Raw genomic sequence first — 22,300 nt, 5'->3', positions numbered from 1 at the left:
TGCCCATGCGGCAGGATTGCAAGTACTTCGAGAGCCGGTCGTACCCCAATGGGGAGACCGTGCGGAAGTGCGATTTAGACCTGGCTCCCGAGGCCCCCTGGCGCTGTCCCGACGACTGCTCGGCCTATGAGCGACGAATGGTGGACGTGAATTGGTCGCACGGCACCTTGGTCACGCCGCCCACTCCTGAGGCGCCGGCCAGTGTGGGCAGCGACGAGAGCATCGGCGCCCTGCTGGACGCTGCCGAAGACATCGTGAACGAGGCGGGACCCCGGGTGATGGCCGAACTGGAGAAGGAGAAGTCCCGGCGACGGTCGAGAGCTGGCGGCGGCGGAAAGGCGAAACGGCGAAAGCGCCGTCGGCGTACGTGATCGAAACCCAGTTCACCCCCGATGCGGCCGGAGCCATTCCCGGCCCTGATTGGCTGGTCCGCCGACGAGTGGCCGCCGCCGAGCAGGTGGCTACTGCCTCTATGCCCTCGGTGGAAGAGGAGGTATGGCGGTATACGCCGATTGGCCAGTTGGACCTCGGCCGCTATCAGCTGGCGGCTGATCCCGGTGAGCGGTCTACAGCCGAGGTTCCCGACTACTGCGCCGTTGCCGATACCAGCAACGGCCGGCTCTGTGGAGTTGAGTTGGCCCCGGAGCTCGCCGACCTGGGGGTGGAGATCCGCCCGCTGGGCGACGGCGACGCCGACCTGGCCGCTTCGGTGGATGTTGACCTGTTCGCCCTCATGAATGCGGCCTTCGCCGTCGAGCCAATGTTGGTGCGGGTGCCGCCGGGGAAGACCGTGCCAGGTCCGATTGTGGTTCGCCATTGGCTCGATGCCGACGGAGCCGCAGTGTTCCCTCGGCTGATCGTGGACGCGGGGGCTGACTCCACAGTTGAAGTGCTGGAGTTGTACGGCTCGGCCGACGTGGCCTCGTTCATAAGCCCGGTCATCGAGATCAGGGCGGCCGCCGCCGCTCGGGTGGGGTACCTGGCCGTGCAGGACCTGGGGCCCAAGATGTGGCACATCGGCTCTCAGGTCAGCCATATTGGCTCGCAGGCCCACCTGAGGGCATCCACCGCCGCGCTCGGCGGGGCATACGCCCGGACGCGGCTGGACACCCATTTGTCGGGGCGGGGGGCCACCGGCGATCTGATCTCGCTGTATTTCGGTGATGGCGAGCAGACCTTGGACTTCCGCACCTTCCAGGATCACGCCGCGCCTGACACCACCAGCAGTCTGCTGTTCAAAGGAGCGGTAGACGACGCCTCCCGGTCGGTGTACACCGGTCTCATTCGGGTGCGACCCGACGCCCGGGGCACCAACGCCTACCAGACCAACCGGAACATCAAGCTGTCGGAGGACGCCTGGGCTGAGTCGGTGCCCAACCTGGAGATCGAGAACAACGAGGTGCACTGCAGCCACGCCTCCGCGGTGGGACCCATCGACGGCGAGCAGCTGTTCTACTTGGAAAGCCGGGGAGTGCCCACCGAGACTGCCGAGCGTCTCATCGTCACTGGCTTCTTTGACGAGGTGCTGGATCAGTTCCCCGTTGCGGGGGCGGTGCCGGCGGTGCGCGATCGGCTTCAGGCCAAGATCGCGGGGTTGAGCCACCATCATGCGGGCAACGGGAGCGGATCGTGAGCACTGAGGGAATCACGAGGATCACGCTGTGTCCCCTGGACGAGCTAGAGGACGGGGAGGCTCGGCGGTTCGACGTCGAGGTCAGCAGCCTGTTCCACAAGGTCGCAGTCATCCGCTTGGGAGATGATCTTTACGCCCTGGGCGACATATGCAGCCATGCTGACTACTCCCTGGCAGAAGGCGAGGTGGATCCCGAGGAGGGCACCATCGAGTGCTGGAAGCACGGCAGCCTGTTCTCGTTGGAATCCGGCGAGGCCGAGACTCTGCCCGCCACTCGACCGGTCCCGGTCTACGACGTGGGCGTGGACGACGGCCAGGTCTGGCTGGAGGTCGGCCACGATGAGTGATTCATCCAAGAGCGAGCTGGTCGTCTCAGACCTGCATGTTCGAGTCGGCGGGCAAATGGTGCTCAATGGGGTAGACCTGCGGGTTGCTTCCGGCGAGGTCCACGCCGTAATGGGGCCCAACGGCTCGGGCAAGTCGACTCTGGCCTACGCCATCATGGGCCGTCCCGGCTATGAGATCACCGCGGGCTCGATCACCCTGAACGATGTCGATCTCGTGGATCTCTCCCCGTGGGAGCGGGCCCACGCCGGGCTTTTCTCCACCCAGCAGTACCCAACTGAAGTGCCGGGTGTGGGCTTGGAGAACTTGCTGGAAGAAGCGGTGGCCGCGGTTGGGGGAGACCGCAGCGCGGTGGAGGCCCAAGTGGTGGCCGAGGCCGAGTTGGTTGGCTTCGACCTTGATCTCTTGTATCGCTCGCTAAACGTCGACCTGTCCGGGGGAGAGATGAAGCGGAGCGAGGCGGTGCAGCTCGGTGTGCTCCGACCCCGCATCGCCATCTTGGACGAGCTGGACAGCGGTCTCGACGTGGATGCGCTGGCCGCGGTGAGCCATCGCATCGAACAGGCCACCCATGAGGACAATCTCGGGGTGCTGGCCATTACCCACTTCAGCCGGTTGCTGACTGTGCTCCATGCCGACGTGGTCCACATCCTGATCGATGGTGCTATCGCCGAAACTGGTGGCCCGGGCTTGGCTGCCCAGCTGGAGGAGACTGGTTACGATCCCTGGATCGACACTCGGGCCGAATCACCGGTTGAGATCCACTCACACTTAGAATTCGGAGGGGGAGGAGACCCATGGCCCTAGGAATTGATTGGGTGGAGTCTGGGTGACAATAGGCTGGAATTGAAAACGCTAAGGCTTGGAGAAATAGATGACTGCTGATGCCAAGAGGCTGCTAAGCGATGAAGAAATCACCGCCGCCCTAGAAGACCTGCCCGGTTGGGAGCGCCAGGGCGACAAGCTCGCCGCCACCTTCAATTTCTCCGACTTCTCTGAGGCCTTCGGCTTCATGTCTCGGGTGGCATTGATCTCCGAACGGCTGTTTCATCATCCCGAGTGGTCCAACGTCTGGTCCACCGTCGAGATCGCCATCACCAACCACGCCGCCGGCGGCCTCACTGAACTCGACCTCGAATTCGCCCGCCGCGTCAACGCCTTGGTTTAGTTCCGTCTTGTCGGGCAATTTGCGGGGACAGCTTCCCTAACCGACATGCAGATGCCGAGCAAACAGGGCAAGACGGTGGTTGTGGCACGCAACTGTTAGCGGTAGGGTGGGCCGCAACCACTCGAGGACATGGTTTTTGGTCCTCCTCTAGCGATAAGAACATCCGAGGAGGCTGGAAATGCCTGCGAGTGAAGAAAAGCGCCTGGCGCTGCGCAATCGATTGATCGAAGTCCTAGGAGAGGAGGAGGCCGAAGTTCTGATGGAGAGCCTTCCCCCCTTCGATTGGCACCAACTCGCCACTAAAGACGACATCAGGGGCACCCACAAGGCCATCGACGCCCTTGAAGAACGTCTCCGCACCGAGATGAACGCCGGATTCACTAACCTCCGCACCGAGATGGACGGCAGATTTGCCATGGTCGAAGCCGAGTTCAAGATGCTGCGGGCAGAGAACAAGGAGATTCGGGCCGAGAACAAGGAGTTCCGAGGTGAGAACAAGGAGTTCCGAGGTGAGATGGCCCTCCAGTTCGCCAAGCAGACCCGCACGATGGTGTTCACCATGTTGGGTGTGTCATTGCCGACCTGGGGCGCGATCCTGGCCGTGGGGCTGGGCTGACGCTGCCCCGCCGAGTTGGATTGGGAGTTCGACCGCGGGACCGCCGCGTCAACGCTCTGGTCTAAGCAGCTGAATCAGCCCTGCCGGTTGGGTTCCTAGAAACGCTCAGCCAGTGCTTCGAGTTCCTCTTCGATCTGACCTTGTAGCCACTTTCCGAGGTTTCTCTCAGCCAAGCGAAACAGCCCTTTGAACCTGAATTCGTAGGAGTGAGTTACCTCGGCGGACCCGTCCGGGCGCTCTTGGCAAGCAATGATCCCAGTGAAATCAAACACCAGGCGGGCAGGCTGGCGGGGTGCTCCGGTGAACGTCAGCTTGGTCCAACGCTCTAAGGCGAAGTCCTGCCGGTCTGGCGCCGGAGGCAAGCCCTTCAACTTGCCCCAGATTCTTACCGACCCCCGACCCTCATCATCTGGCCCCGCCACAGAACGCACTCGCTGGATCTTGGGGTCGACCTGACGGTACTGATCCAAGTCGAGCGCAAACTCCAAGACATCCTTCGGACTCGCCCCCACACTTGCTGCTGCTTGGGCAGTGATGGTCATACCCAGAACGTAGTAGATCTGGCTGGGCTTCTTGGCTGGGCGTCCTGGCTGGGCTTCTTGGTTGGGCTTCTTGGCTGGGCGTCCTGGCTGGGCTTCTTGGCGGCTCTTTTCTACAGAGCTGAATCTATTTCGAGGCTCAGTTGAGCAGCACAGAGTTGAGGTGAGCGGGCTGCCAGGTTGTTGAGCCGTTGTCGGGGTAAGGGTCGGGTGGGGGATGGGTTTTCCATCGGCCAGTGTCGGGGTCTTGGGTGGTTTGGAAGCCGTGGTCGTGGATGTCGTGGTGGCAGTCGTTGCAGACGAGGACGAGGTTGGGGTAGTCGGTGGGTCCGTCGTTTCTCCAGAACTTGACGTGGTGGGAGAAGCATCGGTTGGGGGCTGTGCCGCAGCCGATGCAGCCCTGGTCTCGGACCATCAGGGCGATGCGCTGGGCGTCGGTGGCGGTGCGGCGTGTGCGTCCGAGCCACAGGTTTTGGGTCTTGGCGTCGAATATGGCGGGGAAGATGTCGGCTTTGAGGGCCAGGCGGACCAGTTCTTGCATGGGCAGTGGGCTGCCGTCGGAGAACCTGGCGTTGACAAGTTCCCGGCTGGTGGCGTCGTAGTCGGCCACCAGCACCAGGGCGATGCCCTTGGCCTTGCCCTTTTCCGGTTCCAAGATCAACTCGGCCAGCGCGTCGGCCATGCGCTGTTGTGAGGTACGGCGGGCCTTGGGGTCTTCTTGGTGCCACAGCTCGCGTTCCTTGTCGGCGACGACTGCGGCGATGTGCTGGCCGGTTGTCGGGTCGTACTCTCCCGAGAGGATGAACATGCCGGTGTCGCGGTTGTTGAACATGCGGGCGGTGCGCTTTTGCCTCTGGCGGTCCAATAGGGCCTGCCCGTCGTCGCCCGACAGGTCCTGCTGCTGGCGGCGCAGCGTCTTTTCGAACTCGTCGTAGTTCTGCTCCATGGCCGCGTCCACCAGCGCCTGTTCGTCGATGGGCCCGTCGGATGAGGCCCGGGCGATGAGTCGGGCATGGTCTTGGGGGATGTCGCCGGCGGCCAATGCCTCCGATGTGGCCTCCAGCGCGGCCAGCCGCTCTGCTGCTTTGACGTCGTGGCGGGCGGCCCGCTTGGAGGATTGCAATTCTTCCCGGACAGCCCGCTCCGCGGAGGCCGCGTTGTGCTGGCGGGCCATCTCCGCCACGGCTTGGGACTTCATCGCCGCCAACTTCGACTCGGCCCGGCCGATCAAGCTGATCCGCGCCCGCAACCGCTCCTCCGAATGGCCGGCAACATCCACCGTCCCGACACAAACCGCCGCCCCGCAACCGCTTTCTACGCCGTCGCGGGCCTCGGTGCATTCGGCCTGGTCAAGGGCAAATCTCATGGCTGTAAGCATACCGACGGCCAGTGACAATAACCCCCTGAATATCGTGTTAAAACAGAAAAAATCTTATAAATAATCAAACAGCAGCAACATCAACCACAAAACATGCAAAAGTGCTCGGGTTAAGGCCCTTGCCAATCCAGCAGTACAACCTGGAGCTGAAAGCTCTTGGCTTCGAGGTCCCTTCGAAGATCCCTATCGTCGCTGGCCAAAACCACAACGAGCTGAGCGTCGCCGCGGGCGGTGGCTGCTGATTGTGCGAGGTCGAGGGCGACACCTCGATTAGGGCCGCCGAGCTGGTCGACTATGGAGGTAGGTCCACCGGGGTCATAGATCGGCGGTTCGACGCTGGGAGAGCCGATGGCGTAGTTGCCGTCTTCGTCGCAAGCCACCAGTGCTCCTGGGATCGCGGGATCGAAAGCAACCCCTCCAAAGGTGTGTGCTGGCCCAGTTGGCCGTTGTTCGGGGATGGAGGGCGCTTCATCGATCTCAGGCATCGACGGGCTGCTCGGCAAGGACTTACTCCAGTACGTCGAGATCGGCGTGAGTCCAGCAGATGAGAGCGCATCAAGACGGTCGGAGTCGTGGGGGGATACACATGTCACCCACGATGTCGATCCCATGGAGTCGACCAAGGTCCTAGCTGCCTCCTCCCAGAGAATCGGATCCCGCAGGCATAGATCATCGACCCAGATGTGGTGGGGTAGGTAGGCCTGTCGGAAGAAGCCGACAACAGAGTCATCAAGAAGAAAGACGCTGGCATGCTGATCGGGAGAATCGATAACGAATTCCAAGAACTGGGCATGAGCTTCATCAGCCCCTTCTCGAGGACGAAAATACACCGGCGACCAAGCCGCCAACTGCCGCCTCATCGCCGAAGTCATTCCGCGAATCTCAGGGAGGTCCTCTTCCTGGGCATGCCGCACCCTCATGCAAGAACCGCAGTTTGGCTGCGCGCAACTGCCGGGCTCAAGGGTGGAGTCTCACTTCGAGGCTGCCATTGGCGAGGGCGGCTCTGCATGCCTCGATAACCTGCTCGGCCGGTGCGTCCGACGAGATGACATGGGGTTCGAACTCTCCCAGGTCGGCGAACTGGTCGTACATGGTTTCGGCGCCTGAGGTTTCGGGGGTGTCCCCACGCCCCCGCACTCGTTGCGACGCCGTGACGCGCCCGGGTCGCAGGACCAGATACTGCACACCGATCTCACGGTCCTCAAGACGTCGGACAACTTGATCCAGAAACCACGGCCCGACGATTCCGTCCCACACAACCCCGTAGCCAGCATCGGCATATGCTGCGGCAGCGTCCGCAGCGGCCACCATTACCGCGGCATTCTGGCTGTGCGCGTCCGGTAGCCACGGCGCAACAAAACCCGACCGGATGGACCGAAAAAACCAGTCCGACTCCAGATGGACGCCGCGCTCATAATCCGATGCGAGAGCAGCGCTTACAGTCGTCTTTCCCGAGCCTGGCGGGCCCGACACGATTACCACTTCACCGCGGCCGATCATTCTGCTTCACCTGTGGACAGCACCCCGGCCATCATCAGAACCGCATTTGCTGGATCTGAGCGGAGAGGCCTCCGTCGAGCACCCACAGCTGTCCGGTGGCGTAGCGAGCCTCGTCGGAGACCAGCCAGTGGACCAGGTTGGCCATGTCGGTTGGTGTGCCGATGGTGCCCAAAGGGTGAATTCGCTCGGCTTCGGCGTGGGCATCGGCTAGCTCAACATGATCGGGGTAGAACTGCTCCAGCATCGGAGTGTCGATATAGCCGGGACAGATGGCGTTGACTCGAATGCCCTCCGGCCCGTGGTCACAGGCCATCGCCTTGGTCAGGGCGTGCACCGCCCCCTTGGTGGCGCAATAGGCGGCCAGCTTGGGATCGGCGATGAAACCGTCGTAGGAGCCGAAGTTCACGATCGCCGCATGGTCCGACCGGCGCAGCAGCGGAAGGGCGTGCTTTGAGGTCAAGAACGTGCCGGTCACGTTGATGGCGAAGATGCGATCCCACTCCTCCAGCGAGGTGTCTTCGACCGTCTTCTCGATCTCAATGCCGGCGGCGTTGACCACGATGTCGAGGCGGCCCCGAGCCGACTCAATCCCAGCGATGCCGGCCACAACCTCGTCCTCGGAAGTGACATCGAACCGGAGGAACTCCCCGGCCGCAGACGCCTCGTCGGCGGGACAATCGTCGCTGAGTCCGGCCGCGTACACGTGGGCGCCTTCGTCCACGAAGCGGCGGCACACGGCGCGCCCGGTTCCACCCCGGCCGCCGGTAACCAAGGCCACCCGGCCCTCCAGCGTCCCAGTCATGATGCGGCTCCCTTGTAGGCGTCCAGCACAAGGCCGTGGAAGTGATGCACCGCATGTTCGGAGAGGCCCGACCCACTGGGGTCGTTGACGATGCGGCCCTGCTCAAATGCCGGCGTCGACATGCCCCGCTGCACGCTCTCGACCAGGTTGATGTCCTCCACCTGGAGCACCTCGTCGAGATAGCGGATCGACTCCAGCTCGGCTTCGTTGGGCTCGGGAGTCTCCAAAAAGAAGTCGTAGGTCTCGTAGGTCAGGTCAGGGGCGGCGGGAATGATCTTCAACACGATGAAATTGCCCCGGCCCGGGTACCGCATCATGCAGGTGTTAGGCCACAGCCACCACACTGCGTGGTCGGTCACCGTGGCCTCGCTCACGTCGTAGGCGGTGTTGGCGGCCTTGCCCGCTTCGGCCATGTGGCTGGAGTAGATGCCGTGGGTGGTCACCACATAGGTGTCCATGTCCACCAGCGACACGAAGTCCTTGTGGGCGTTGTGGCAGTGGTAGCACTCCAAGAAGTTGTCCACCACGCTCTTCCAATTGCTGTTGATCGTGTAGGAGAGTCGGTGGGCGAAGGTGAGCTGCTCCACATCGGGGGCCCAGTGGGCGATCTCAGCCCCCAAGTCGCCCGACTGCACCTGAAGGGAAGCAGCCTCAGGGTCGAGGTTGACGTAGACGAACCCGCCGAACTCGATGATCTGCACCGGGTCTAGGCAGATCTGCTCGATGTCGAAGTCGACGAGGTGATTGGTGTGGCGTGCGGCCTGAAGCTGGCCAGACAGGTCATAAGACCATCCGTGATAGGGGCAGACCAGGTTGTTCAGCAGGCCCTCGCCCTCGACGAGCTCGTGGGCCCGGTGCTGGCACACGTTGTAGAACGCCCGCAGCTCGCCGTCAGCCCCGCGGATGGCGAAGATCGGCTGCCCGGCGATGGTTTCGGCCACAAAATTGCCCGGCTTGCGGAGCTTCTCGCCATGGCAGATCCACTGCCAGGTCCGGCTGATGATGGCCGATTGGTCAGCGTCGAACCACCGCTTCTCGGTGTAGGCATCGGCGTGCAGTGAGAGCGACGAGCTGGGGTCAGGGTGCCAACCCTGCCCGATGTCGACGCCCGACACGCTACTAACCGGTGGTTTGAGCTTCTTCGACGGCTTGGATGAGGGTGTGCCAGGACAAGGTGGCGCACTTGATGCGGACGGGGAACTTGACCACACCCTTGAGGGCTTCCAGGTCGCCGAGCTTGATATCGGCCCCGTTGCCGTTGACGGGCGCGGGATCGTCGGGGTCGGGCTCGATGGACATCATGGACTTGAATGCCCGGTTGAGCCGGTGCAGCTCGTCGGTGGTGCGGCCCTTGACGATGGCCGACATCATCGACGACGAAGCTTGGCTGATGGAGCAGCCCTGGCCTCCGAACTTGATGTCGTCGACCACCCCGTTGGCCAAGCGCACGTAGATGATGACCTCATCGCCGCACAGAGGATTGAAGCCCTCGGCCCGGACGGCGGGCGGGGTGTCCAGCTCACCCCGATTGCGGGGATTGCGATAGTGATCAAGGATGATCTCGCGATAGAGGTCTTCAAGATCCGGCATGGCGACGGTTCAACAGTCTACGGGCGAAGTCTCAGCCATATGCAGTCATTCTTCACTCAATGAAGAAGGCGTCGGCATCGGCCAGGGCATCGGCCAGGGCATCCACGTCTGATTCATCGTTGTACACGTACATCGACGCCCGGCTGGTGGCGGAGCAGCCCAGCACCCGCATCAGCGGCTTGGCGCAGTGATGGCCGGCCCGCACGCACACCGCTGATCGGTCCAGCACCTGGGCCACATCGTGGGGATGGATTCCCTTGTACTCAAACGACAGCACCCCGCCCCGCTCAGCTGGCTCGGTCGGCCCGTGGATGGTGATGTCGTCGCCGTAGCGCTGGTTCAGGGTTCGAAGGGCGTAGCCGGTGAGGGCCACCTCGTGCTCTCGAACCTGCTCCATGCCCAGCCCGTTGAGATAGTCCACCGCCGCCCCCAGCCCGACCGCCTCGGCGATGGGTGGGGTGCCGGCCTCGAACTTCCACGGGACCGCGGCGGTGCTGAACCCCTCCTTGGTCACGTTGAGGATCATCTCGCCCCCGCCCAAAAACGGCGGCATGGCCTCCAGCAGCTCGGACTTGGCCCACAGCACGCCAATCCCGGTAGGGCCGCACATCTTGTGGCCGGTAAAGGCCACGAAGTCGGCCCCCATTTCCGCCACATCAGTGGGCAAATGGGGGGTGTACTGGCTGGCGTCCACCATCATCAGCGCGCCGGCTTCGTGGGCCGCGTCGGCCAGTTGTCGGATGGGGTTGATGGTGCCCAGCACATTGGATACTGCGGCCACGCTCAGCAGCCGGGCGCCGTCGAGCAAGCGGTCGAGGTCGGTCAAGTCGAGATGGCCGTCGCTGCGGATGGGGATCCAGCGGAGATCGATGCCCTGTTCGGCGGTCAGCATGTGCCAGGGGACGATGTTGGCGTGGTGCTCCAACTCGGTGATCACCACCGGATCGCCCGGCCCCAGATTGACCCGGCCCCAGGTTCGGGCCACCAGGTTGATGGCCTCGGTGGCGTTCTTGGCGAAGATGATCTCTGAGTCCTGGGATGCCCCGATGAACTGGGCCACCTTGGCCCGGGCCTGCTCCAGGGCCTCGGTGGCTTCCACCGCCAGTTGGTAGGACCCCCGGTGAACGTTGGAGTTGAAGCGCTCGTAGTAGTCGGTAACCGCGTCGATCACCGGCCTGGGCTTGTGGGAGGTGGCCGCCGAGTCGAGATACACCAGAGGGCGGCCGTGTACCTGTCGGCACATGATGGGGAAGTCGTCCCGGATCGAGGCGGAGTCTAGCGCCATGCCTCGTACCCCTCGGCGTCGAGCTGAGCGGCCAATTCGAAACCGCCACTGGCCGCGATCTTGCCGTTCATCAGGATGTGGACGTGGTCGGGGGCCAAATGGTCGAGCAGTCGGCGGAAGTGGGTGATGGCCAGCACCCCCATCTCCGGCCGGGAGGTCATCACTTCCTGCACCCCGCTGGCCACAATCTTGAGGGCATCGATATCCAAGCCGGAGTCGGTCTCGTCCAAGATGGCCATTTCCGGTTCCAAGATGGCCAGTTGCAGCACCTCATTGCGCTTCTTCTCGCCCCCGGAAAACCCGTCGTTCAGATAGCGGTCGGCGAACGAGGGGTCCATGTCGAACCGCTCCATCCACTCCATCACCGCCAACCGCAGTTCCAGCACCGACAAGTCGATGCCCTTGCGGGCCGACAGGGCTTGACGCAGGAAGTTCATCACCGACACGCCGGGGAACTCCTGGGGGTATTGGAAGGCCAGAAACAGCCCGGCCTTGCCCCGCACATCGGCAGGCCAGTCGGTGATGTCGTCGCCCTTGAAGCGGATCCGCCCCCCGGTCACCTCGTACTCGGGACTGGCCAACAGGGCGCTGGCCAGGGTCGACTTGCCCGAGCCGTTGGGCCCCATGAGGGCGTGTACCTCACCCGCTCGAACAGTGAGGTCGATGCCCGACAGGATCGGGGTTCCGTCTTCAGCCGTGGCGACGTGCAGGTTCTCGACCTCGAAGAGCGGGGCCTCGGGCGGGCTCACTAGATCAGTCTACGTCGGAGGGCCGTTGATCCCTATCACTGGAAAGGGGTGGGGCGCGCCGACAACTAGGCCTACCAGCCCCGGTCGATCCACTCCTGGAGATGGGGAGTCTCGTTCCCGATGGTGGTCTGATCGCCGTGGCCGGGCAGCACCACGGTGTCGGCGGGCAGCGGGGAGAACATCCGCTGCTCGATTGACTCGATGATGGTGTCGAAGTCTCCGCCCTCGAATCCGGTGGCACCTGGACCGCCGGGAAAGAGGGTGTCGCCCGAGAACAAGATGGGCGAGCCTTCCAAGCGGAACGACATCGACCCCGGGGTATGCCCCGGCGTGTGGATGCAGTGCAGCCGGAGCCGGCCCACCTCGATCACCGACTCATCCTCCAGCAGGTAGTCGTAGGAGTCGAGCATGGCGGCGTCTTCGGCGGTCACCCCCACCTCATAGCCGGCGTCGCGCACCGCGGGAATGGCCTGGATGTGATCCCAATGCCCGTGGGTCTCCAACACGGTGCGGACCCCGAGCGACGAGCACAGCTCCAGCAGCAGCTCGTGCTCATTGGCCGCGTCGATCAGCACCGCATCGCCGCTCTCACGGCAGCGGACTACGAATACGTTGTTCTCCATCGGGCCAACAACCACCTTGTGGATCTCAGCCTGGGTGTCTTGCCAGTGAAGGGTCATAGCGGCTCTTTTCGCAGGAGCTTCACGTTGCGACCCCGATTGTGCCCCATCTAGCGGGCCAGTGACAGGTCAATGGCGTAGAGGGCAGCGAATCGATCGGTGAGCAGAGTGGTCGGGCGTGGCTACCAGGGTTGCGGTCTAGTAGAAACTAGGCCGTGAACTTTGCCTTCAGCGAGGAACAGGAAGAGCTGCGGCGCTTCGTCCGACAGTTCTTGGAGGACAAATCCCCCGAATCGGCCGTCCGAGAGCAGATGGACACCGAAAAGGGCTACGACGATGCCGTGTGGAACCAGATGGCCGAGCAGCTCGGGTTGCAGGGGCTCATCATCCCCGAGGAGTACGGCGGCAGCGGCTTCAGCTATATCGAGCTGATCGTGGTGCTGGAGGAGATGGGCCGGGCCCTGTTGTGCGCCCCGTTCTTCTCCAGCGTGGTGCTGGCCGCCAACGCCCTCATCCACAGCGGTGACGACGCGGCCAAGGCCGAGCTCCTGCCCGGTATCGCTGGCGGAGAGACGGTAGCCGCGCTGGCCTTTACCGAGGAGAACGGCCGCTGGGACGAGTCGGGCATCACTGTGGAGGCGACCGCCGACGGCGATGGCTGGCGCATCAGCGGCACCAAGATGTTTGTGATCGACGGCCACACCGCTGATGTGGTGTTGGTGGCCGCCCGCACCGCCGGTGGGGTGAGCCTGCTCTGGTGCCCCAGCGACGCCGACGGTTTGACCAGCACCGCACTTTCCACCATGGACCAGACCCGCAAGCAGGCCCGATTGGACTTCGACAACACTCCGGTCACGCTGATCGGTGCCGAAGGCGGAGGCTGGGCCGTGCTGGAGCGGGTGCTCGACTTGGCTGCGGTCGCCCTAGCCGCCGAACAGGTGGGCGGCGCTCAGATGTGCTTGGACATGTCGGTGCAGTACGCCAAAGACCGGGTGCAGTTTGGACGGCCCATCGGGTCGTTCCAGGCCATCAAGCACAAGTGCGCCGACATGCTGCTGGAGGTTGAGTCGGCCAAGTCGGCTGCCTACTACGCCGGTTGGTGCGCCTCGGAGCTGAACGACGAGCTCCCGTCGGTGGCCAGCCTGGCCAAGGCCTACTGCTCGGAGGCCTACTTCCACGCCTCGGCGGAGAACATCCAGATCCACGGAGGGATCGGCTTCACCTGGGAGCATCCCGCCCACCTCTACTTCAAGCGGGCCAAGTCGTCGGAGCTGCTGTTCGGCGATCCCACGTATCACCGCGAGCTGCTCGCTCAGCGCATCGGCATCTGACGCTCCTCATCATTCTCGCCGCAGTCTTGGTGGTCGGGCTGGCCGCCTATGCGGTGATGCGGGTGTCGTCTCGTTTGTCCCACACCCGGGCTCGGGCGGTGTACGACCTGTTCGAGGCGGTGGACTTTGTGGCCGAGCGCCTGCCCGACGCCCTTTCGGCCAAGCTGAGCTACGACGACGTGCAGGAGATCTTGCTTTGGCGACTGGACCACCTGCGGCTCCGGGGATCGGCCACCTACGGGCGGGGGGATGTGACGGCCACCGAAGCGGAAGGCCGGGAGGAGGAGGTCGTCACCAGCGACGACGACTCGGTGGACTACGTGTTGGCCCAGGCGTCGGAGTCAGGTCGGGACATCGACGCCCTCGATGTGGTGGTGGTGCTCGATCTCGAGAGTCAATACCTGGAGGCCATAGGCGCCCTCGGCCCTCCAGCCGAGGATTCCGAGTAGTGGAAGGGTACGGTTAGGCAATGGACAGGCCACGGTCGTTGGAAGGCTTCCGGTACGTGGGGGACAAGCGGTCCCAAGTGGTCTACGACCTGGATGAGGAGAGCGACGAGTCGGTCATCGACGAGCTGGTGGCGTCGGAACAATTCCTCGTGTTCGGGCCGGACTCGCTGGCCGAAGCCCGAAACCGCGGCTATCGGCCTCGGTCGGTGTGATCCACTGGCAGAATTCCGGCGGGCTCAAGCTTGCCGGGTACTTAGCGCGGCCTGAGAGCCGCCGAACGCGAGCGCTGCCCGGTGTGGTGCTGTGCCCTGCATTTCCATCGGCGGCCAACGGCGGCAAGAGGGCCGCCGACCGGCTCTACCCCCTGGCTGATCGAATAGCCCAAAACATGGAGTGGATTGCGCTGGTGCTCAACTACCGCGGCTGCGGTGACAGCGAGGGGGATTTCTCCCTGGACGGATGGACCGACGACGTCGGCAGCGCAGTGGACCACCTCGACGGACTCGAGGAGATTGAAGGGGTCTGGCTGGCGGGATTCGGCATCGGCGGCGCGCTGGCGGCCCATGTGGCCCAAGAAGACCTCCGGGTGCGAGGGGTGGCCACCATGGGAGCGCCGGTGGATTTCGCCCACTGGGGCCTGGATGCCTCCGGGGTGGTGGAGTATTCCCGCTCGCTGGGCATCATTTCCACGCCCGACTATCCCGCTTCGGTCGACTCATGGGCCAAGGCTGCCGGGTCGATCCGAATTGACCGGTGCGCTGCTGAATTCGCTCCCCGGCCCATGCTGGTGCTCCACGGCTCCGACGACCGGGAGGTGTCGCCGCTCGACGCCCGAGTTATCGCCGACGCCCACGGCGACGCTGGCCTCCGCATCATCAGCGGCGCCGGCCACCGCCTCCACTCCGACCCCCGCTGCATCGCCATCCTCCTAGGCTGGCTCGACTCCCAAATCACCCTCATCCCCTGAGGGGATGGCCGATAGCTAGTAGTTCAAGAGCGTCTTGATCACCGCGGCCACTTGGTGACTTGGGTCGGGCTCCAAGATGCCCAAGCGGTGGATGAGGCGTTTGTGGTTCACCGACCGGATGAGTTCGCATTGGACGAAGCTGGTTTCAGACAGGCCGTTGAGATCGGTGGCTTCCAATTCAACATGAAACGGCAGGCCGCGGTAGGTGGTTGTCAGCGGCACGACGATTATGAAGGGAAACTCGATATCTGATTGGTCTGGTTGGCTGAAGATAGGAGATGGCCCAATGACGAGAGCTGGTCGAATGGACCCCGGCTCTCCTGGATGGCGCTCTCCGAAGTCAATCAGCCATAGCTCGTCAACCGATGCCATCGGCGACGTAGGTCTCTTCAGCCTCAGCCAGATACTCCTGCCAGGCTTCTGGGTCTTGACGCAACTCGTTGAGCTGCCTCATCACCTCGCGGGCGAATCGCTGTCGCCAAAGAGCCTCAGCAGCGTCTCGAACCGTGGCGACAAGGGACGTTTCAGCGTCGCGGCTCAACTCAAGCAGTCGAGCGTGAGTACTTGTGTCCACGCGGATCGTGGTGGTTTCCATAGGAAGAGTCTACATATTGTAGACATAGAGCCGGAAGTGCATCCCGTCGGAGGCTGCTCAATGCCTGGGGAGATTCAGGCTCTCAATCCGCCCCTTGTGACAGGTACTGCTGGACTTCATGGAGGGTGGAAATGACATTGCATCGGCCATCGGGGAGGTTGGTTGGATTGGGTTCGTTGGAGTTGCGGGCGATTAGGAGCGCAGCCATACCAAGTTCGAGGGCGGGGACGATGTCGCGGGTGACGCTGTCGCCGACGAAAACAGCGTTCTCGGGAGCCACCCCGAGGTGGTCAAGGGCCCGCATGAACGGTTCGGGGCTGGGCTTGGCGATGCCGATTTCGCCAGCGACGACGGTTGGCAAACCAAAGCGATCGAGTCCGGTAAGGCTCAGCTTGGTTCTCTGGGTGTCGGAGGCGCCATTGGTCACGATCGCCATCGGCACCGCTGGTTGGAGCTGGCTGATCACTGGCTCGGCGTCGGGAAAAGCCTCCATTCGGTTGAGGCGTTCTACTACGAAGAGATTGGATAACTCCTCAACCGTGTGATGGTCGACAGTGGCTTGGCGCTCAATCGCAACACGCCACACGGCCTGTCGGTTCGAAAGCCTCACTGCCCGAAGGTTGGACAATTCTTGACCGGGTCCTTCAAATGTCGCCCACAGAGCTTCCCAGCTGGCGATGCCCACTCGTCGAGCAAAGTCGATAGTGGGCAGGCTCCACCATTGGGACTTGGCCTCGTCGAAGACATCTTGCTCGAGTTGATTCGGGTCGACGCCGAGCACGATGGCAGCCTGCTGGCATGTCGCGGCCACCGCTGCTTCGGCGGCGGGCCGCTCGACAACGAGAGTGTCGTCGAGGTCCCAGACCACTGCTTCAACTGGACTGGGTGGACGGTCTCCATGATTCAGATTGGCCAATCGATCTTGCTCCGTTGTGCATCACACCGACACCACAGTCCCCGGTGCTGTCTGAACCATACTGTGAGACACGACCAATTGGAGTTGGCCCGAAGAGAAGCTGTCACTGGTGTCAGTAGAATTGTGGCATGGAGTTTAGGCCCTGTGATCAGGGGAAACGGGCTGATTGCGAGTCACCCGGGCCGGTGTGGCCGGAGGCTGTTGATGTGGCTGGCCTGTCGCTGTCGGAGCTGCGGGCGAGGCTGGGTTTGATCAAGAAGTCCGAGTCCCGGCTGGCGGCGATGAAGACGGCCGCGCTGGCTGAGTACGCGAGCCGGGGCGGCGAGGGTTTGGCCCGGCGGGTGGCTTTGGATGAGCTTCAGGCTTCCAAGCAGCAGGCCCGTCGTGAGGTGGAGACAGCCTCTCAGTTCACCAAGGTTCCCGAGACGCTCGATGCATTGGGCGCTGGGGAGATTCCCGCGGATCACGCAAAGCAGATCGCCAAGGCCGCTTCCCAGGGGCCGGTCGACGAGACGGTTTTGTTGGAGGCGGCTCGCCGCGAGGATTTCGGCACCTTCTCCCGGACGTTGCGCGATCACCAGCATGAGCAGTCGGGCGACGACGGGAAGTCGCTGTTCGAGAAGAAGCGGGAGCGCCGCACATTGCGCGTTTTCAAGTCTCCTGAGGATGGGATGTTCAACTTGAACGGCTGGTTCGATCCGGAGGCCGGGAACAGGATCGAGGCCGCGTTGGCCGCCGAGGAACGCCGGCTGCGCAACGACGACAACAGCGCCGATCAGGCCACGTTCGACCAGCGGCTCGCCGACGCCCTGGAGAGCCTGGTCTGTGCTGACACCGGTGACCGCAAGCCGCAAGGCACCACGCTCATCTTGACCGCGCAGTGGGACATGATCAACAACCAGATTGCTGAAGTGCGCCTGCCCGACGGCGACCTGTTGCCAATGTCTGAAGCGCTGCGGCTGGCATGCAACGCCGACATCCTGCCCTGCGTGTTCAACACCAAGAACCAGGAACTCTGGATTGGACGAAAGCACCGCCTGGCAACCGAAGCCCAGCGGGCCGCGCTCATCGTGCGCGACAAGCACTGCGTCGGATGCGGAAGATCAGCCGTGTGGTGCGAAGCCCACCACATCCAAGAGTGGTTCAAAGGGGGCCGCACCGATATCGACAACCTCGTGCTTGTGTGCACAAGCTGCCACCACAACATCCATGACGACGGATGGGAAGTTCACCGGCGAAGCGACGGCGCCTACGAACTCAGACCCCCACCCAAACCGTATGCCCACCTGCGACCCTGGCAATCCAAAACCGACAAGCCCTCCCAACAAACCGACCCATTCCCCGAATCAGGAATCAGCACGACGCAGCCCGCCGACCGCCAGCCGGTACTCCTGAGTTGAACTCTGAGCACACCCGCCAAGGAGGCTCCTGCGGAATTTGCGTCCCTAATGGGCGGCTAGCAAGTCTCCGAGTTGTTGGAGCCGATGCTGAATGACTCTCGGCGCTGTAGCCAATACGTAACCCTTGTCGGCGGTGCCTTGGATTGCGCCAACTATTGGACTGGCCAAGGTGTCCAGCACTTGCTGGATCTCCTGCGCCGAACTGGGCTTGTCGGGCTGATCGAGCATCACCATCAATTGCGAGGCGATGAGCGGTCCAAATGCACTGGTCCTCTCAGCCAACTTCGCACAAAGCTCCACTGCGAGGTTCCGAGTCCGGGCCAAGTCTCGGGCAGCAATCTCTATCGGGGCCATGTCGACAGCACCGCCTGTGTCGAAGAGCATCCGGTAGCTCTCGAGGCCTAGTGGCGCGTTGGCGTGCTGGATGCAGAGGTCCGCTAGCTGCTCGGTTGAGAGCACTGCCACTGACTTGTCAACTGCTCGGTTCATCAAGCGACTCCCGGATGGGTTAGGTCCGATGAGCATCGAGTAGTCAGCGTTGTGTTGTTTGCGGTGGTCATCCAAAGTGACCCAGTCCACCTGGCCATCGCCCAAGGAGCCAGCGCCGACTGTTTTGGCGTCGACCGCTACCGAGTATGAGTCGTCCCTGCCCAGCGGTGCCTTGACGAGCACATCGGTCTTGCCGCTGCCGCCGAGTTTCTCCGCGTCGAACCCAAGAATCCGGAAAGCATCCCGAATGGCGAGCTCCAAGCGCTCGGGGTTCTTGCTGTCGGTGGATGCTTCTCGAATCTCTTTGGCAAGCACCTCTGCAGGGGAGGGGGGTTGGTGAACTGCTTCGGAGTCGTCTGAGTCAGATTTGGCAGTTGATGGCGTGGCCTCGGGGATGGAAGCAGGGGTGCTCTCTGGTTTAGGGAAGAGCCGTGAGTGAGAGCGTTCTGATTTCTGACCAGGTGAATGTACGTCCAGAATGGCCAGTAGGTCGCGTCCCGCATCCGTGATGTCCAAGCGGTCTCCGCCAATGGGTTGGATCAGCTTGGCCGATTGAAGCCAACCCCTCCGTCTTTGGACTTGTGCCTTGCTTTCCCAATTCAGACCTAGGGTCCTCGCAGACCGACGAAGCTCTTCGGTCGAGCGGGGTTGGTTCTGCAACTCTGCAAGCATTTCCCCAACAAATCGAATTTGGCTGTGCAGGAGCCCGATCAGAATTCCGTCGTCTTGCGATTCATACCATCTATTTGCTTGTTGTGTAAGGCAAAGCGAGCCGTTCATGTGCTCGAATACACCAGCCTTTCGGAGAAAATTCTCTTTGCCGCTGGCACTGCCGCCGGTCAATTGGTAGTGGCTCTGAAGCCATGACACCAGGTCCTGAGATTTCGGGTGGTGCATCTCAACCTGTTTGCAGATCTCGCGCAGTGTGATGATGTAGCCTGCAAACCCGCCTGGCAAGGTACCGATATTCTTGCCACGCTCCTCCCAGGGAAGCGGATCGGGGATGTCGGCTGGGTTGGTCATGCGGGGGTAACCGTACTGAATCAGCCGGTTACGGTCAGTCTTGCTTGGTTTTGCCTTTGGCCTTTTGGGCTTTCTTCCAGGCGCGTACTTGGGCGAGGGCTTCGGGGCTGTCGATGTCGGCGACGGTGCGGGGGGTGGGGTCGGAGAAGGGGCTGGCGGCGGATTCCCAGCCCTCGGGGGTCACGTCGAATCGCTTGGCCAGCACGGCAAGGAAAATCTTGGCCTTTTCGTCGCCGTAGCCGGGGAGGGCCTTGAGCCGCTTGAGGAGGTCTTTGCCGGTATCGGCCTCGGTCCAGACTCGGGCGGCGTCGCCGTCGTAATTGTCCACGATGTGGCGGGCCAGGTCTTGGGCCCGGCGGGCCATCGAACCGGGGAACCGGTGCAGCGCGGGCTTCTCCTTGAACACAGCCTCGGCCTTATCGGGATCCAGCACGGCGAGGCGTTCAGCCGAGAAGTCGTCGGGGATCCGCTCCTTCAACCGCAGGGGCGACTTGAACGCCCATTCCATGGGGACCTGCTGGTCGAGCATCATGGCCAGCAGAAGAGCGAACGGATCATCGAGGAGGAGTTGGTCGGCGTCGTGATCGCCGGTGACAGCAAGTGTTCCCATCCGCCTATCGTAACGGCCCTGTGTCACAACGCGTAGCCTGAAGAGGTGGCTCGATTGCTGGGGAAAATACTGATGCGCCCCGACATCTGGCCCGCCGCGATCCGACTCGGATGGCGACTGAGGATGCGCCCCGATCCGGCATACATGAAGTTCAGAATGGTCACCATGTACGGCGATGCCGACGCCCAACCCCAAATCCACGACCTCATCAACTATCTGAAATGGTGCAAAGCCTGGGGGCGGATCACTAGGTGAAACCGGGTTGAACAGCCGCTGGCCGGCGTTCAATACAGAGGCGGGTTCTGGGTAATCCGCGCAAAGCAGGTCGGCGAGTTCACTATGGTTTCCCCCATGAGCCGGGCGCTGGTGCTGAACGCCTCCTTTGAGCCGTTGAGTGTGGTATCTCCCCGGCGCGCCCTCGTTTTGGTGATGGCCGAGAAGGCCGAGGTCGTGCTGGAGTCCTGCGAGCGGATCCGCTCGGAGCGGCTCGACCTGCCCGTGCCGTCGGTGGTTCGACTCCGCTACTACGTCAAGGTGCCGTTCTTCCGCACCGGCGGGCTCAGCCGCCGGGGGGTATTTGCCCGAGACGGATACCGCTGCCAATACTGCGGCCGTCACGCCGACTCCATCGACCACGTCCGGCCCCGCAGCCGGGGCGGAGACCACTCTTGGGAGAACGTGGTGGCGGCCTGCCGACGGTGCAACATGGCCAAGAGGGATCGGTTGCTGTCGGAGACCCCCATGAGGCTGATGCGTCCGCCAGCCGAGCCGCCCCGTTCGGCCTGGGTGGCTTCTGCCGTCGGCCATGTGCCCTCCGATTGGCTGCCCTACCTCGACCCAAACGCGGAATCCGTCGCCCAGTCAGCCTGATCCCTTGGCGATCGAGGGCGGGTGGACAACCCGCTGTTTGAGCGGGACAGTGGAGGAGCTGCACCAACTGAGCCCCGATCCCGATGCCGATAGGGAAGTGTGGCTCATGTCGCCCCATGACTCCGCGCTGGTGCTGGGTTCGGCCCAACCCGACGCCGCCGCTGCTTCCAGCGAAGCGGGAGTAGTAAGGCGTCGCAGCGGCGGGGGAGCGGTGTTAGTGGTGCCCGACGACACGGTATGGATCGATGTGGTGATCAGCCACAACGACCCCCTTTGGGATGACGATGTCAACCGGGCGCCCCTGTGGTTGGGACAAGCCTGGCGGGCCGCACTGGCCTCGTTGGATGTACCAGCCGGAGTGGTCTTGGATCGCTATGAACCCGGCCCATGGGGACGACTGGCTTGCTTCGCCAGCAAAGGCCCCGGAGAGGTATTGGCCGGTGAAGCCAAAGCGGTCGGCATCACCCAGCGCCGCACCCGGAACACGGCCCGGTTTCAGACCCTGGTGTATCGCCGCTGGAATCCCGATGAGCTAACCGCTCGTCTGGCAATACCGGCCGATCAGATCGATGATCTTCGAGACGCCCTGGCGGGAGCGGCCTTCGCCGTTGATGCCCGCCGAGACGACATCAACGCAGCCCTTTTGAGCGCTCTTCCTAGCTAGCGGTGCGTCTTGGGTTTAGCGCCGTGAATTGCGACGGCAGCGGGGTTCCTCGCTAGGCGTACCGACGCAGCCATACCCGGAGCGTACGGCAAGGAGGAGCAACGCCGCGAGGGGCGTCGATGCCTAGCAGGACACGCGCTAATAAACCCAAGTCGCACCGCTTGACAGTCAGTTTCGTCGGCCTGTTCCCGAGGCCTAGGCCCGTCCCTATTGCCTGCGGTGGCGCGGCCCTTTCCAAAAACCCGGAGTTGGGTTGCTTTGGTGGGGCTGTAGGGGATAGGGTGGGAGGAAATGGGAGATAAGGGGAAATACTCGGGACCCATTAGGGGAAATCGTGCTTACCGGTGAGCACGCGCGTTCCCTGGATGACAAGGGCCGGCTCTCGTTGCCGCCCTCCTTTCGCTCGGTGCTGGCCGAAGGGGCATACGTGGCCATCTACAAGCAGTGCCTCGGCATCTGGACCACGGAGGAGGCCCGCAGCGCGCTGGAGCGGATGGAAGCCGCCGTTCGAGCCGGAGAGGCCACCGGCGATGAGTTCCGCCGATTCTCTTCCAGTCTGGAGCCGGCGACCGTGGATGCCCAGGGCCGGTTGAATCTCCCCGACTCCAAGCGTGAGGTGCTGGGTCTGGAAAAGAGCGTGGTGCTGGTCGGCGTCTTCAACCGGGGCGAGGTGTGGGACGCGGAGGTATGGGCATCGCTTCAAGCCGAATTGGGTGAAGCCGATGTCGACAGGTGGCTGTGAAGAGGTCTGGAGGAAGGAG

General features: G+C 63.0%; 30 protein-coding genes. 15 read left to right on the top strand and 15 right to left on the bottom strand.

Annotation, left to right across the window (positions count from 1 at the left end; all coding sequences use genetic code 11):
• The first annotated feature begins 5 nt into the window (after positions 1-5).
• The 6 genes from ACOGXH_RS10570 to ACOGXH_RS10545 all read left to right on the top strand — a co-directional run bounded on the left by ACOGXH_RS10570 (position 6) and on the right by ACOGXH_RS10545 (position 3,762).
• Entirely contained in the window at positions 6-371 is a 366-nt protein-coding gene (locus tag ACOGXH_RS10570) for a hypothetical protein (protein ID WP_419929070.1), read from the top strand.
• Positions 368-1,633 carry a Fe-S cluster assembly protein SufD gene (sufD, locus tag ACOGXH_RS10565; protein WP_419929069.1) on the top strand — a complete coding sequence of 422 codons (1,266 nt, stop codon included), beginning with the start codon at positions 368-370 and terminating at the stop codon, positions 1,631-1,633. Before ACOGXH_RS10570 ends, sufD begins: the two co-directional genes overlap by 4 nt.
• A complete protein-coding gene (locus ACOGXH_RS10560; protein WP_419929068.1) occupies positions 1,630-1,980 on the top strand; it encodes a non-heme iron oxygenase ferredoxin subunit in 351 nt (116 codons plus the stop codon). Before sufD ends, ACOGXH_RS10560 begins: the two co-directional genes overlap by 4 nt.
• Positions 1,973-2,785, top strand: coding sequence for a Fe-S cluster assembly ATPase SufC (sufC, locus tag ACOGXH_RS10555; protein WP_419929067.1), 813 nt, complete (start codon positions 1,973-1,975; stop codon positions 2,783-2,785). The genes ACOGXH_RS10560 and sufC (ACOGXH_RS10555) overlap by 8 nt, the downstream gene beginning before the upstream one ends.
• Before the next feature lie 67 nt (positions 2,786-2,852).
• Complete coding sequence (locus tag ACOGXH_RS10550) at positions 2,853-3,146, top strand: 4a-hydroxytetrahydrobiopterin dehydratase (RefSeq protein ID WP_419929066.1); 294 nt, start codon at positions 2,853-2,855, stop codon at positions 3,144-3,146.
• Positions 3,147-3,324: 178 nt separating this feature from the next.
• Positions 3,325-3,762, top strand: a complete 438-nt coding sequence (locus tag ACOGXH_RS10545) for a hypothetical protein (protein WP_419929065.1) — start codon at positions 3,325-3,327, stop codon at positions 3,760-3,762.
• A gap of 95 nt (positions 3,763-3,857) precedes the next feature.
• Here ACOGXH_RS10545 and ACOGXH_RS10540 read toward each other — a convergent pair whose 3' ends face one another.
• The 10 genes from ACOGXH_RS10540 to ACOGXH_RS10495 all read right to left on the bottom strand — a co-directional run bounded on the left by ACOGXH_RS10540 (position 3,858) and on the right by ACOGXH_RS10495 (position 12,285).
• Positions 3,858-4,304, bottom strand: a complete 447-nt coding sequence (locus tag ACOGXH_RS10540; protein WP_419929064.1) for an SRPBCC family protein — start codon at positions 4,302-4,304, stop codon at positions 3,858-3,860.
• Between the two features lie 136 nt (positions 4,305-4,440).
• On the bottom strand, positions 4,441-5,667 hold the full coding sequence (locus ACOGXH_RS10535) for a DUF222 domain-containing protein (RefSeq protein ID WP_419929063.1): 1,227 nt from the start codon (positions 5,665-5,667) through the stop codon (positions 4,441-4,443).
• 122 nt (positions 5,668-5,789) lie between these two features.
• Complete coding sequence (locus tag ACOGXH_RS10530; protein ID WP_419929062.1) at positions 5,790-6,551, bottom strand: hypothetical protein; 762 nt, start codon at positions 6,549-6,551, stop codon at positions 5,790-5,792.
• An 85-nt stretch (positions 6,552-6,636) separates the two neighbouring features.
• Positions 6,637-7,179 (bottom strand): AAA family ATPase, encoded by a 543-nt coding sequence (locus ACOGXH_RS10525; protein ID WP_419929061.1) that lies wholly within the window; start codon positions 7,177-7,179, stop codon positions 6,637-6,639.
• A 34-nt stretch (positions 7,180-7,213) separates the two neighbouring features.
• Positions 7,214-7,981, bottom strand: coding sequence for an SDR family NAD(P)-dependent oxidoreductase (locus ACOGXH_RS10520; protein ID WP_419929060.1), 768 nt, complete (start codon positions 7,979-7,981; stop codon positions 7,214-7,216).
• Positions 7,978-9,096 carry an aromatic ring-hydroxylating oxygenase subunit alpha gene (locus ACOGXH_RS10515; protein WP_419929059.1) on the bottom strand — a complete coding sequence of 373 codons (1,119 nt, stop codon included), beginning with the start codon at positions 9,094-9,096 and terminating at the stop codon, positions 7,978-7,980. Before ACOGXH_RS10515 ends, ACOGXH_RS10520 begins: the two co-directional genes overlap by 4 nt.
• A gap of 4 nt (positions 9,097-9,100) precedes the next feature.
• Entirely contained in the window at positions 9,101-9,571 is a 471-nt protein-coding gene (gene sufU, locus ACOGXH_RS10510; RefSeq protein WP_419929058.1) for a Fe-S cluster assembly sulfur transfer protein SufU, read from the bottom strand.
• A gap of 52 nt (positions 9,572-9,623) precedes the next feature.
• Positions 9,624-10,856 (bottom strand): SufS family cysteine desulfurase, encoded by a 1,233-nt coding sequence (locus ACOGXH_RS10505; protein ID WP_419929057.1) that lies wholly within the window; start codon positions 10,854-10,856, stop codon positions 9,624-9,626.
• On the bottom strand, positions 10,847-11,605 hold the full coding sequence (sufC, locus tag ACOGXH_RS10500; protein WP_419929056.1) for a Fe-S cluster assembly ATPase SufC: 759 nt from the start codon (positions 11,603-11,605) through the stop codon (positions 10,847-10,849). The genes ACOGXH_RS10505 and sufC (ACOGXH_RS10500) overlap by 10 nt, the downstream gene beginning before the upstream one ends.
• A 71-nt stretch (positions 11,606-11,676) precedes the next feature.
• Positions 11,677-12,285 carry an MBL fold metallo-hydrolase gene (locus tag ACOGXH_RS10495; protein WP_419929055.1) on the bottom strand — a complete coding sequence of 203 codons (609 nt, stop codon included), beginning with the start codon at positions 12,283-12,285 and terminating at the stop codon, positions 11,677-11,679.
• 155 nt (positions 12,286-12,440) lie between these two features.
• On the opposite strand from ACOGXH_RS10495, the gene ACOGXH_RS10490 reads away from it, so the two are divergent.
• From ACOGXH_RS10490 to ACOGXH_RS10475, 4 genes are all read left to right on the top strand, one after another.
• Positions 12,441-13,556 carry an acyl-CoA dehydrogenase family protein gene (locus ACOGXH_RS10490; protein ID WP_419929054.1) on the top strand — a complete coding sequence of 372 codons (1,116 nt, stop codon included), beginning with the start codon at positions 12,441-12,443 and terminating at the stop codon, positions 13,554-13,556.
• 26 nt (positions 13,557-13,582) lie between these two features.
• The gene (locus tag ACOGXH_RS10485) at positions 13,583-14,005 is read left to right on the top strand and encodes a hypothetical protein (protein WP_419929053.1); all 423 of its coding nucleotides are present in this window, start codon (positions 13,583-13,585) and stop codon (positions 14,003-14,005) included.
• 20 nt (positions 14,006-14,025) lie between these two features.
• The gene (locus ACOGXH_RS10480) at positions 14,026-14,217 is read left to right on the top strand and encodes a hypothetical protein (RefSeq protein ID WP_419929052.1); all 192 of its coding nucleotides are present in this window, start codon (positions 14,026-14,028) and stop codon (positions 14,215-14,217) included.
• Between the two features lie 83 nt (positions 14,218-14,300).
• Positions 14,301-14,972 (top strand): alpha/beta hydrolase, encoded by a 672-nt coding sequence (locus ACOGXH_RS10475; RefSeq protein WP_419929051.1) that lies wholly within the window; start codon positions 14,301-14,303, stop codon positions 14,970-14,972.
• Between the two features lie 15 nt (positions 14,973-14,987).
• On the opposite strand, the gene ACOGXH_RS10470 is transcribed toward ACOGXH_RS10475, so the two are convergent.
• The 3 genes from ACOGXH_RS10470 to ACOGXH_RS10460 all read right to left on the bottom strand — a co-directional run bounded on the left by ACOGXH_RS10470 (position 14,988) and on the right by ACOGXH_RS10460 (position 16,435).
• The gene (locus ACOGXH_RS10470) at positions 14,988-15,344 is read right to left on the bottom strand and encodes a type II toxin-antitoxin system PemK/MazF family toxin (RefSeq protein ID WP_419929050.1); all 357 of its coding nucleotides are present in this window, start codon (positions 15,342-15,344) and stop codon (positions 14,988-14,990) included.
• Positions 15,331-15,567, bottom strand: a complete 237-nt coding sequence (locus ACOGXH_RS10465) for a hypothetical protein (RefSeq protein WP_419929049.1) — start codon at positions 15,565-15,567, stop codon at positions 15,331-15,333. Before ACOGXH_RS10465 ends, ACOGXH_RS10470 begins: the two co-directional genes overlap by 14 nt.
• An 82-nt stretch (positions 15,568-15,649) precedes the next feature.
• Complete coding sequence (locus ACOGXH_RS10460; protein WP_419929048.1) at positions 15,650-16,435, bottom strand: HAD family hydrolase; 786 nt, start codon at positions 16,433-16,435, stop codon at positions 15,650-15,652.
• Between the two features lie 176 nt (positions 16,436-16,611).
• Here ACOGXH_RS10460 and ACOGXH_RS10455 point away from each other — a divergent pair, with 176 nt between their 5' ends.
• Positions 16,612-17,883, top strand: a complete 1,272-nt coding sequence (locus tag ACOGXH_RS10455; protein WP_419929047.1) for a DUF222 domain-containing protein — start codon at positions 16,612-16,614, stop codon at positions 17,881-17,883.
• 45 nt (positions 17,884-17,928) lie between these two features.
• Here ACOGXH_RS10455 and ACOGXH_RS10450 read toward each other — a convergent pair whose 3' ends face one another.
• Together ACOGXH_RS10450 and ACOGXH_RS10445 are read right to left on the bottom strand one after the other, a co-directional pair.
• Positions 17,929-19,395: a hypothetical protein gene (locus ACOGXH_RS10450; RefSeq protein WP_419929046.1), complete on the bottom strand. Its 1,467-nt coding sequence runs from the start codon at positions 19,393-19,395 to the stop codon at positions 17,929-17,931.
• A 34-nt stretch (positions 19,396-19,429) separates the two neighbouring features.
• Positions 19,430-20,005, bottom strand: coding sequence for an HhH-GPD-type base excision DNA repair protein (locus ACOGXH_RS10445; RefSeq protein WP_419929045.1), 576 nt, complete (start codon positions 20,003-20,005; stop codon positions 19,430-19,432).
• Positions 20,006-20,050: 45 nt separating this feature from the next.
• On the opposite strand from ACOGXH_RS10445, the gene ACOGXH_RS10440 reads away from it, so the two are divergent.
• The 4 genes from ACOGXH_RS10440 to ACOGXH_RS10425 all read left to right on the top strand — a co-directional run bounded on the left by ACOGXH_RS10440 (position 20,051) and on the right by ACOGXH_RS10425 (position 22,281).
• Positions 20,051-20,260 (top strand): hypothetical protein, encoded by a 210-nt coding sequence (locus ACOGXH_RS10440; protein ID WP_419929044.1) that lies wholly within the window; start codon positions 20,051-20,053, stop codon positions 20,258-20,260.
• A 96-nt stretch (positions 20,261-20,356) separates the two neighbouring features.
• On the top strand, positions 20,357-20,875 hold the full coding sequence (locus ACOGXH_RS10435; RefSeq protein ID WP_419929043.1) for an HNH endonuclease: 519 nt from the start codon (positions 20,357-20,359) through the stop codon (positions 20,873-20,875).
• A gap of 4 nt (positions 20,876-20,879) precedes the next feature.
• Positions 20,880-21,539, top strand: coding sequence for a lipoyl protein ligase domain-containing protein (locus tag ACOGXH_RS10430; RefSeq protein ID WP_419929042.1), 660 nt, complete (start codon positions 20,880-20,882; stop codon positions 21,537-21,539).
• Between the two features lie 334 nt (positions 21,540-21,873).
• Positions 21,874-22,281, top strand: coding sequence for a division/cell wall cluster transcriptional repressor MraZ (locus ACOGXH_RS10425; RefSeq protein WP_419929041.1), 408 nt, complete (start codon positions 21,874-21,876; stop codon positions 22,279-22,281).
• The last annotated feature ends 19 nt before the right edge of the window (positions 22,282-22,300 follow it).

It is taken from the genome of Candidatus Poriferisocius sp., from assembly GCF_965208355.1.
Taxonomy (GTDB): Bacteria; Actinomycetota; Acidimicrobiia; order Acidimicrobiales; family Bin134; genus Poriferisocius.
Note: the sequence above shows the minus strand (reverse complement) of the source record. Positions and strands in the feature narration are given on the sequence as shown.

Excerpts from the sequence above, each read along its gene's own strand:
- ACOGXH_RS10470 (WP_419929050.1), bottom strand. The coding sequence starts at position 15,344 with ATGGCATCGGTTGACGAGCTATGGCTGATTGACTTCGGAGAGCGCCAT.
- ACOGXH_RS10445 (WP_419929045.1), bottom strand. The coding sequence starts at position 20,005 with ATGGGAACACTTGCTGTCACCGGCGATCACGACGCCGACCAACTCCTC.
- ACOGXH_RS10530 (WP_419929062.1), bottom strand. The coding sequence starts at position 6,551 with ATGACTTCGGCGATGAGGCGGCAGTTGGCGGCTTGGTCGCCGGTGTAT.
- ACOGXH_RS10545 (WP_419929065.1), top strand. The coding sequence starts at position 3,325 with ATGCCTGCGAGTGAAGAAAAGCGCCTGGCGCTGCGCAATCGATTGATC.
- ACOGXH_RS10525 (WP_419929061.1), bottom strand. The coding sequence starts at position 7,179 with ATGATCGGCCGCGGTGAAGTGGTAATCGTGTCGGGCCCGCCAGGCTCG.
- ACOGXH_RS10540 (WP_419929064.1), bottom strand. The coding sequence starts at position 4,304 with ATGACCATCACTGCCCAAGCAGCAGCAAGTGTGGGGGCGAGTCCGAAG.
- ACOGXH_RS10520 (WP_419929060.1), bottom strand. The coding sequence starts at position 7,981 with ATGACTGGGACGCTGGAGGGCCGGGTGGCCTTGGTTACCGGCGGCCGG.
- ACOGXH_RS10570 (WP_419929070.1), top strand. The coding sequence starts at position 6 with ATGCGGCAGGATTGCAAGTACTTCGAGAGCCGGTCGTACCCCAATGGG.
- ACOGXH_RS10495 (WP_419929055.1), bottom strand. The coding sequence starts at position 12,285 with ATGACCCTTCACTGGCAAGACACCCAGGCTGAGATCCACAAGGTGGTT.
- sufU (WP_419929058.1), bottom strand. The coding sequence starts at position 9,571 with ATGCCGGATCTTGAAGACCTCTATCGCGAGATCATCCTTGATCACTAT.
- ACOGXH_RS10505 (WP_419929057.1), bottom strand. The coding sequence starts at position 10,856 with ATGGCGCTAGACTCCGCCTCGATCCGGGACGACTTCCCCATCATGTGC.
- ACOGXH_RS10480 (WP_419929052.1), top strand. The coding sequence starts at position 14,026 with ATGGACAGGCCACGGTCGTTGGAAGGCTTCCGGTACGTGGGGGACAAG.
- ACOGXH_RS10455 (WP_419929047.1), top strand. The coding sequence starts at position 16,612 with ATGGAGTTTAGGCCCTGTGATCAGGGGAAACGGGCTGATTGCGAGTCA.
- ACOGXH_RS10465 (WP_419929049.1), bottom strand. The coding sequence starts at position 15,567 with ATGGAAACCACCACGATCCGCGTGGACACAAGTACTCACGCTCGACTG.
- ACOGXH_RS10550 (WP_419929066.1), top strand. The coding sequence starts at position 2,853 with ATGACTGCTGATGCCAAGAGGCTGCTAAGCGATGAAGAAATCACCGCC.
- ACOGXH_RS10450 (WP_419929046.1), bottom strand. The coding sequence starts at position 19,395 with ATGACCAACCCAGCCGACATCCCCGATCCGCTTCCCTGGGAGGAGCGT.
- sufC (WP_419929067.1), top strand. The coding sequence starts at position 1,973 with ATGAGTGATTCATCCAAGAGCGAGCTGGTCGTCTCAGACCTGCATGTT.
- ACOGXH_RS10435 (WP_419929043.1), top strand. The coding sequence starts at position 20,357 with ATGAGCCGGGCGCTGGTGCTGAACGCCTCCTTTGAGCCGTTGAGTGTG.
- ACOGXH_RS10535 (WP_419929063.1), bottom strand. The coding sequence starts at position 5,667 with ATGAGATTTGCCCTTGACCAGGCCGAATGCACCGAGGCCCGCGACGGC.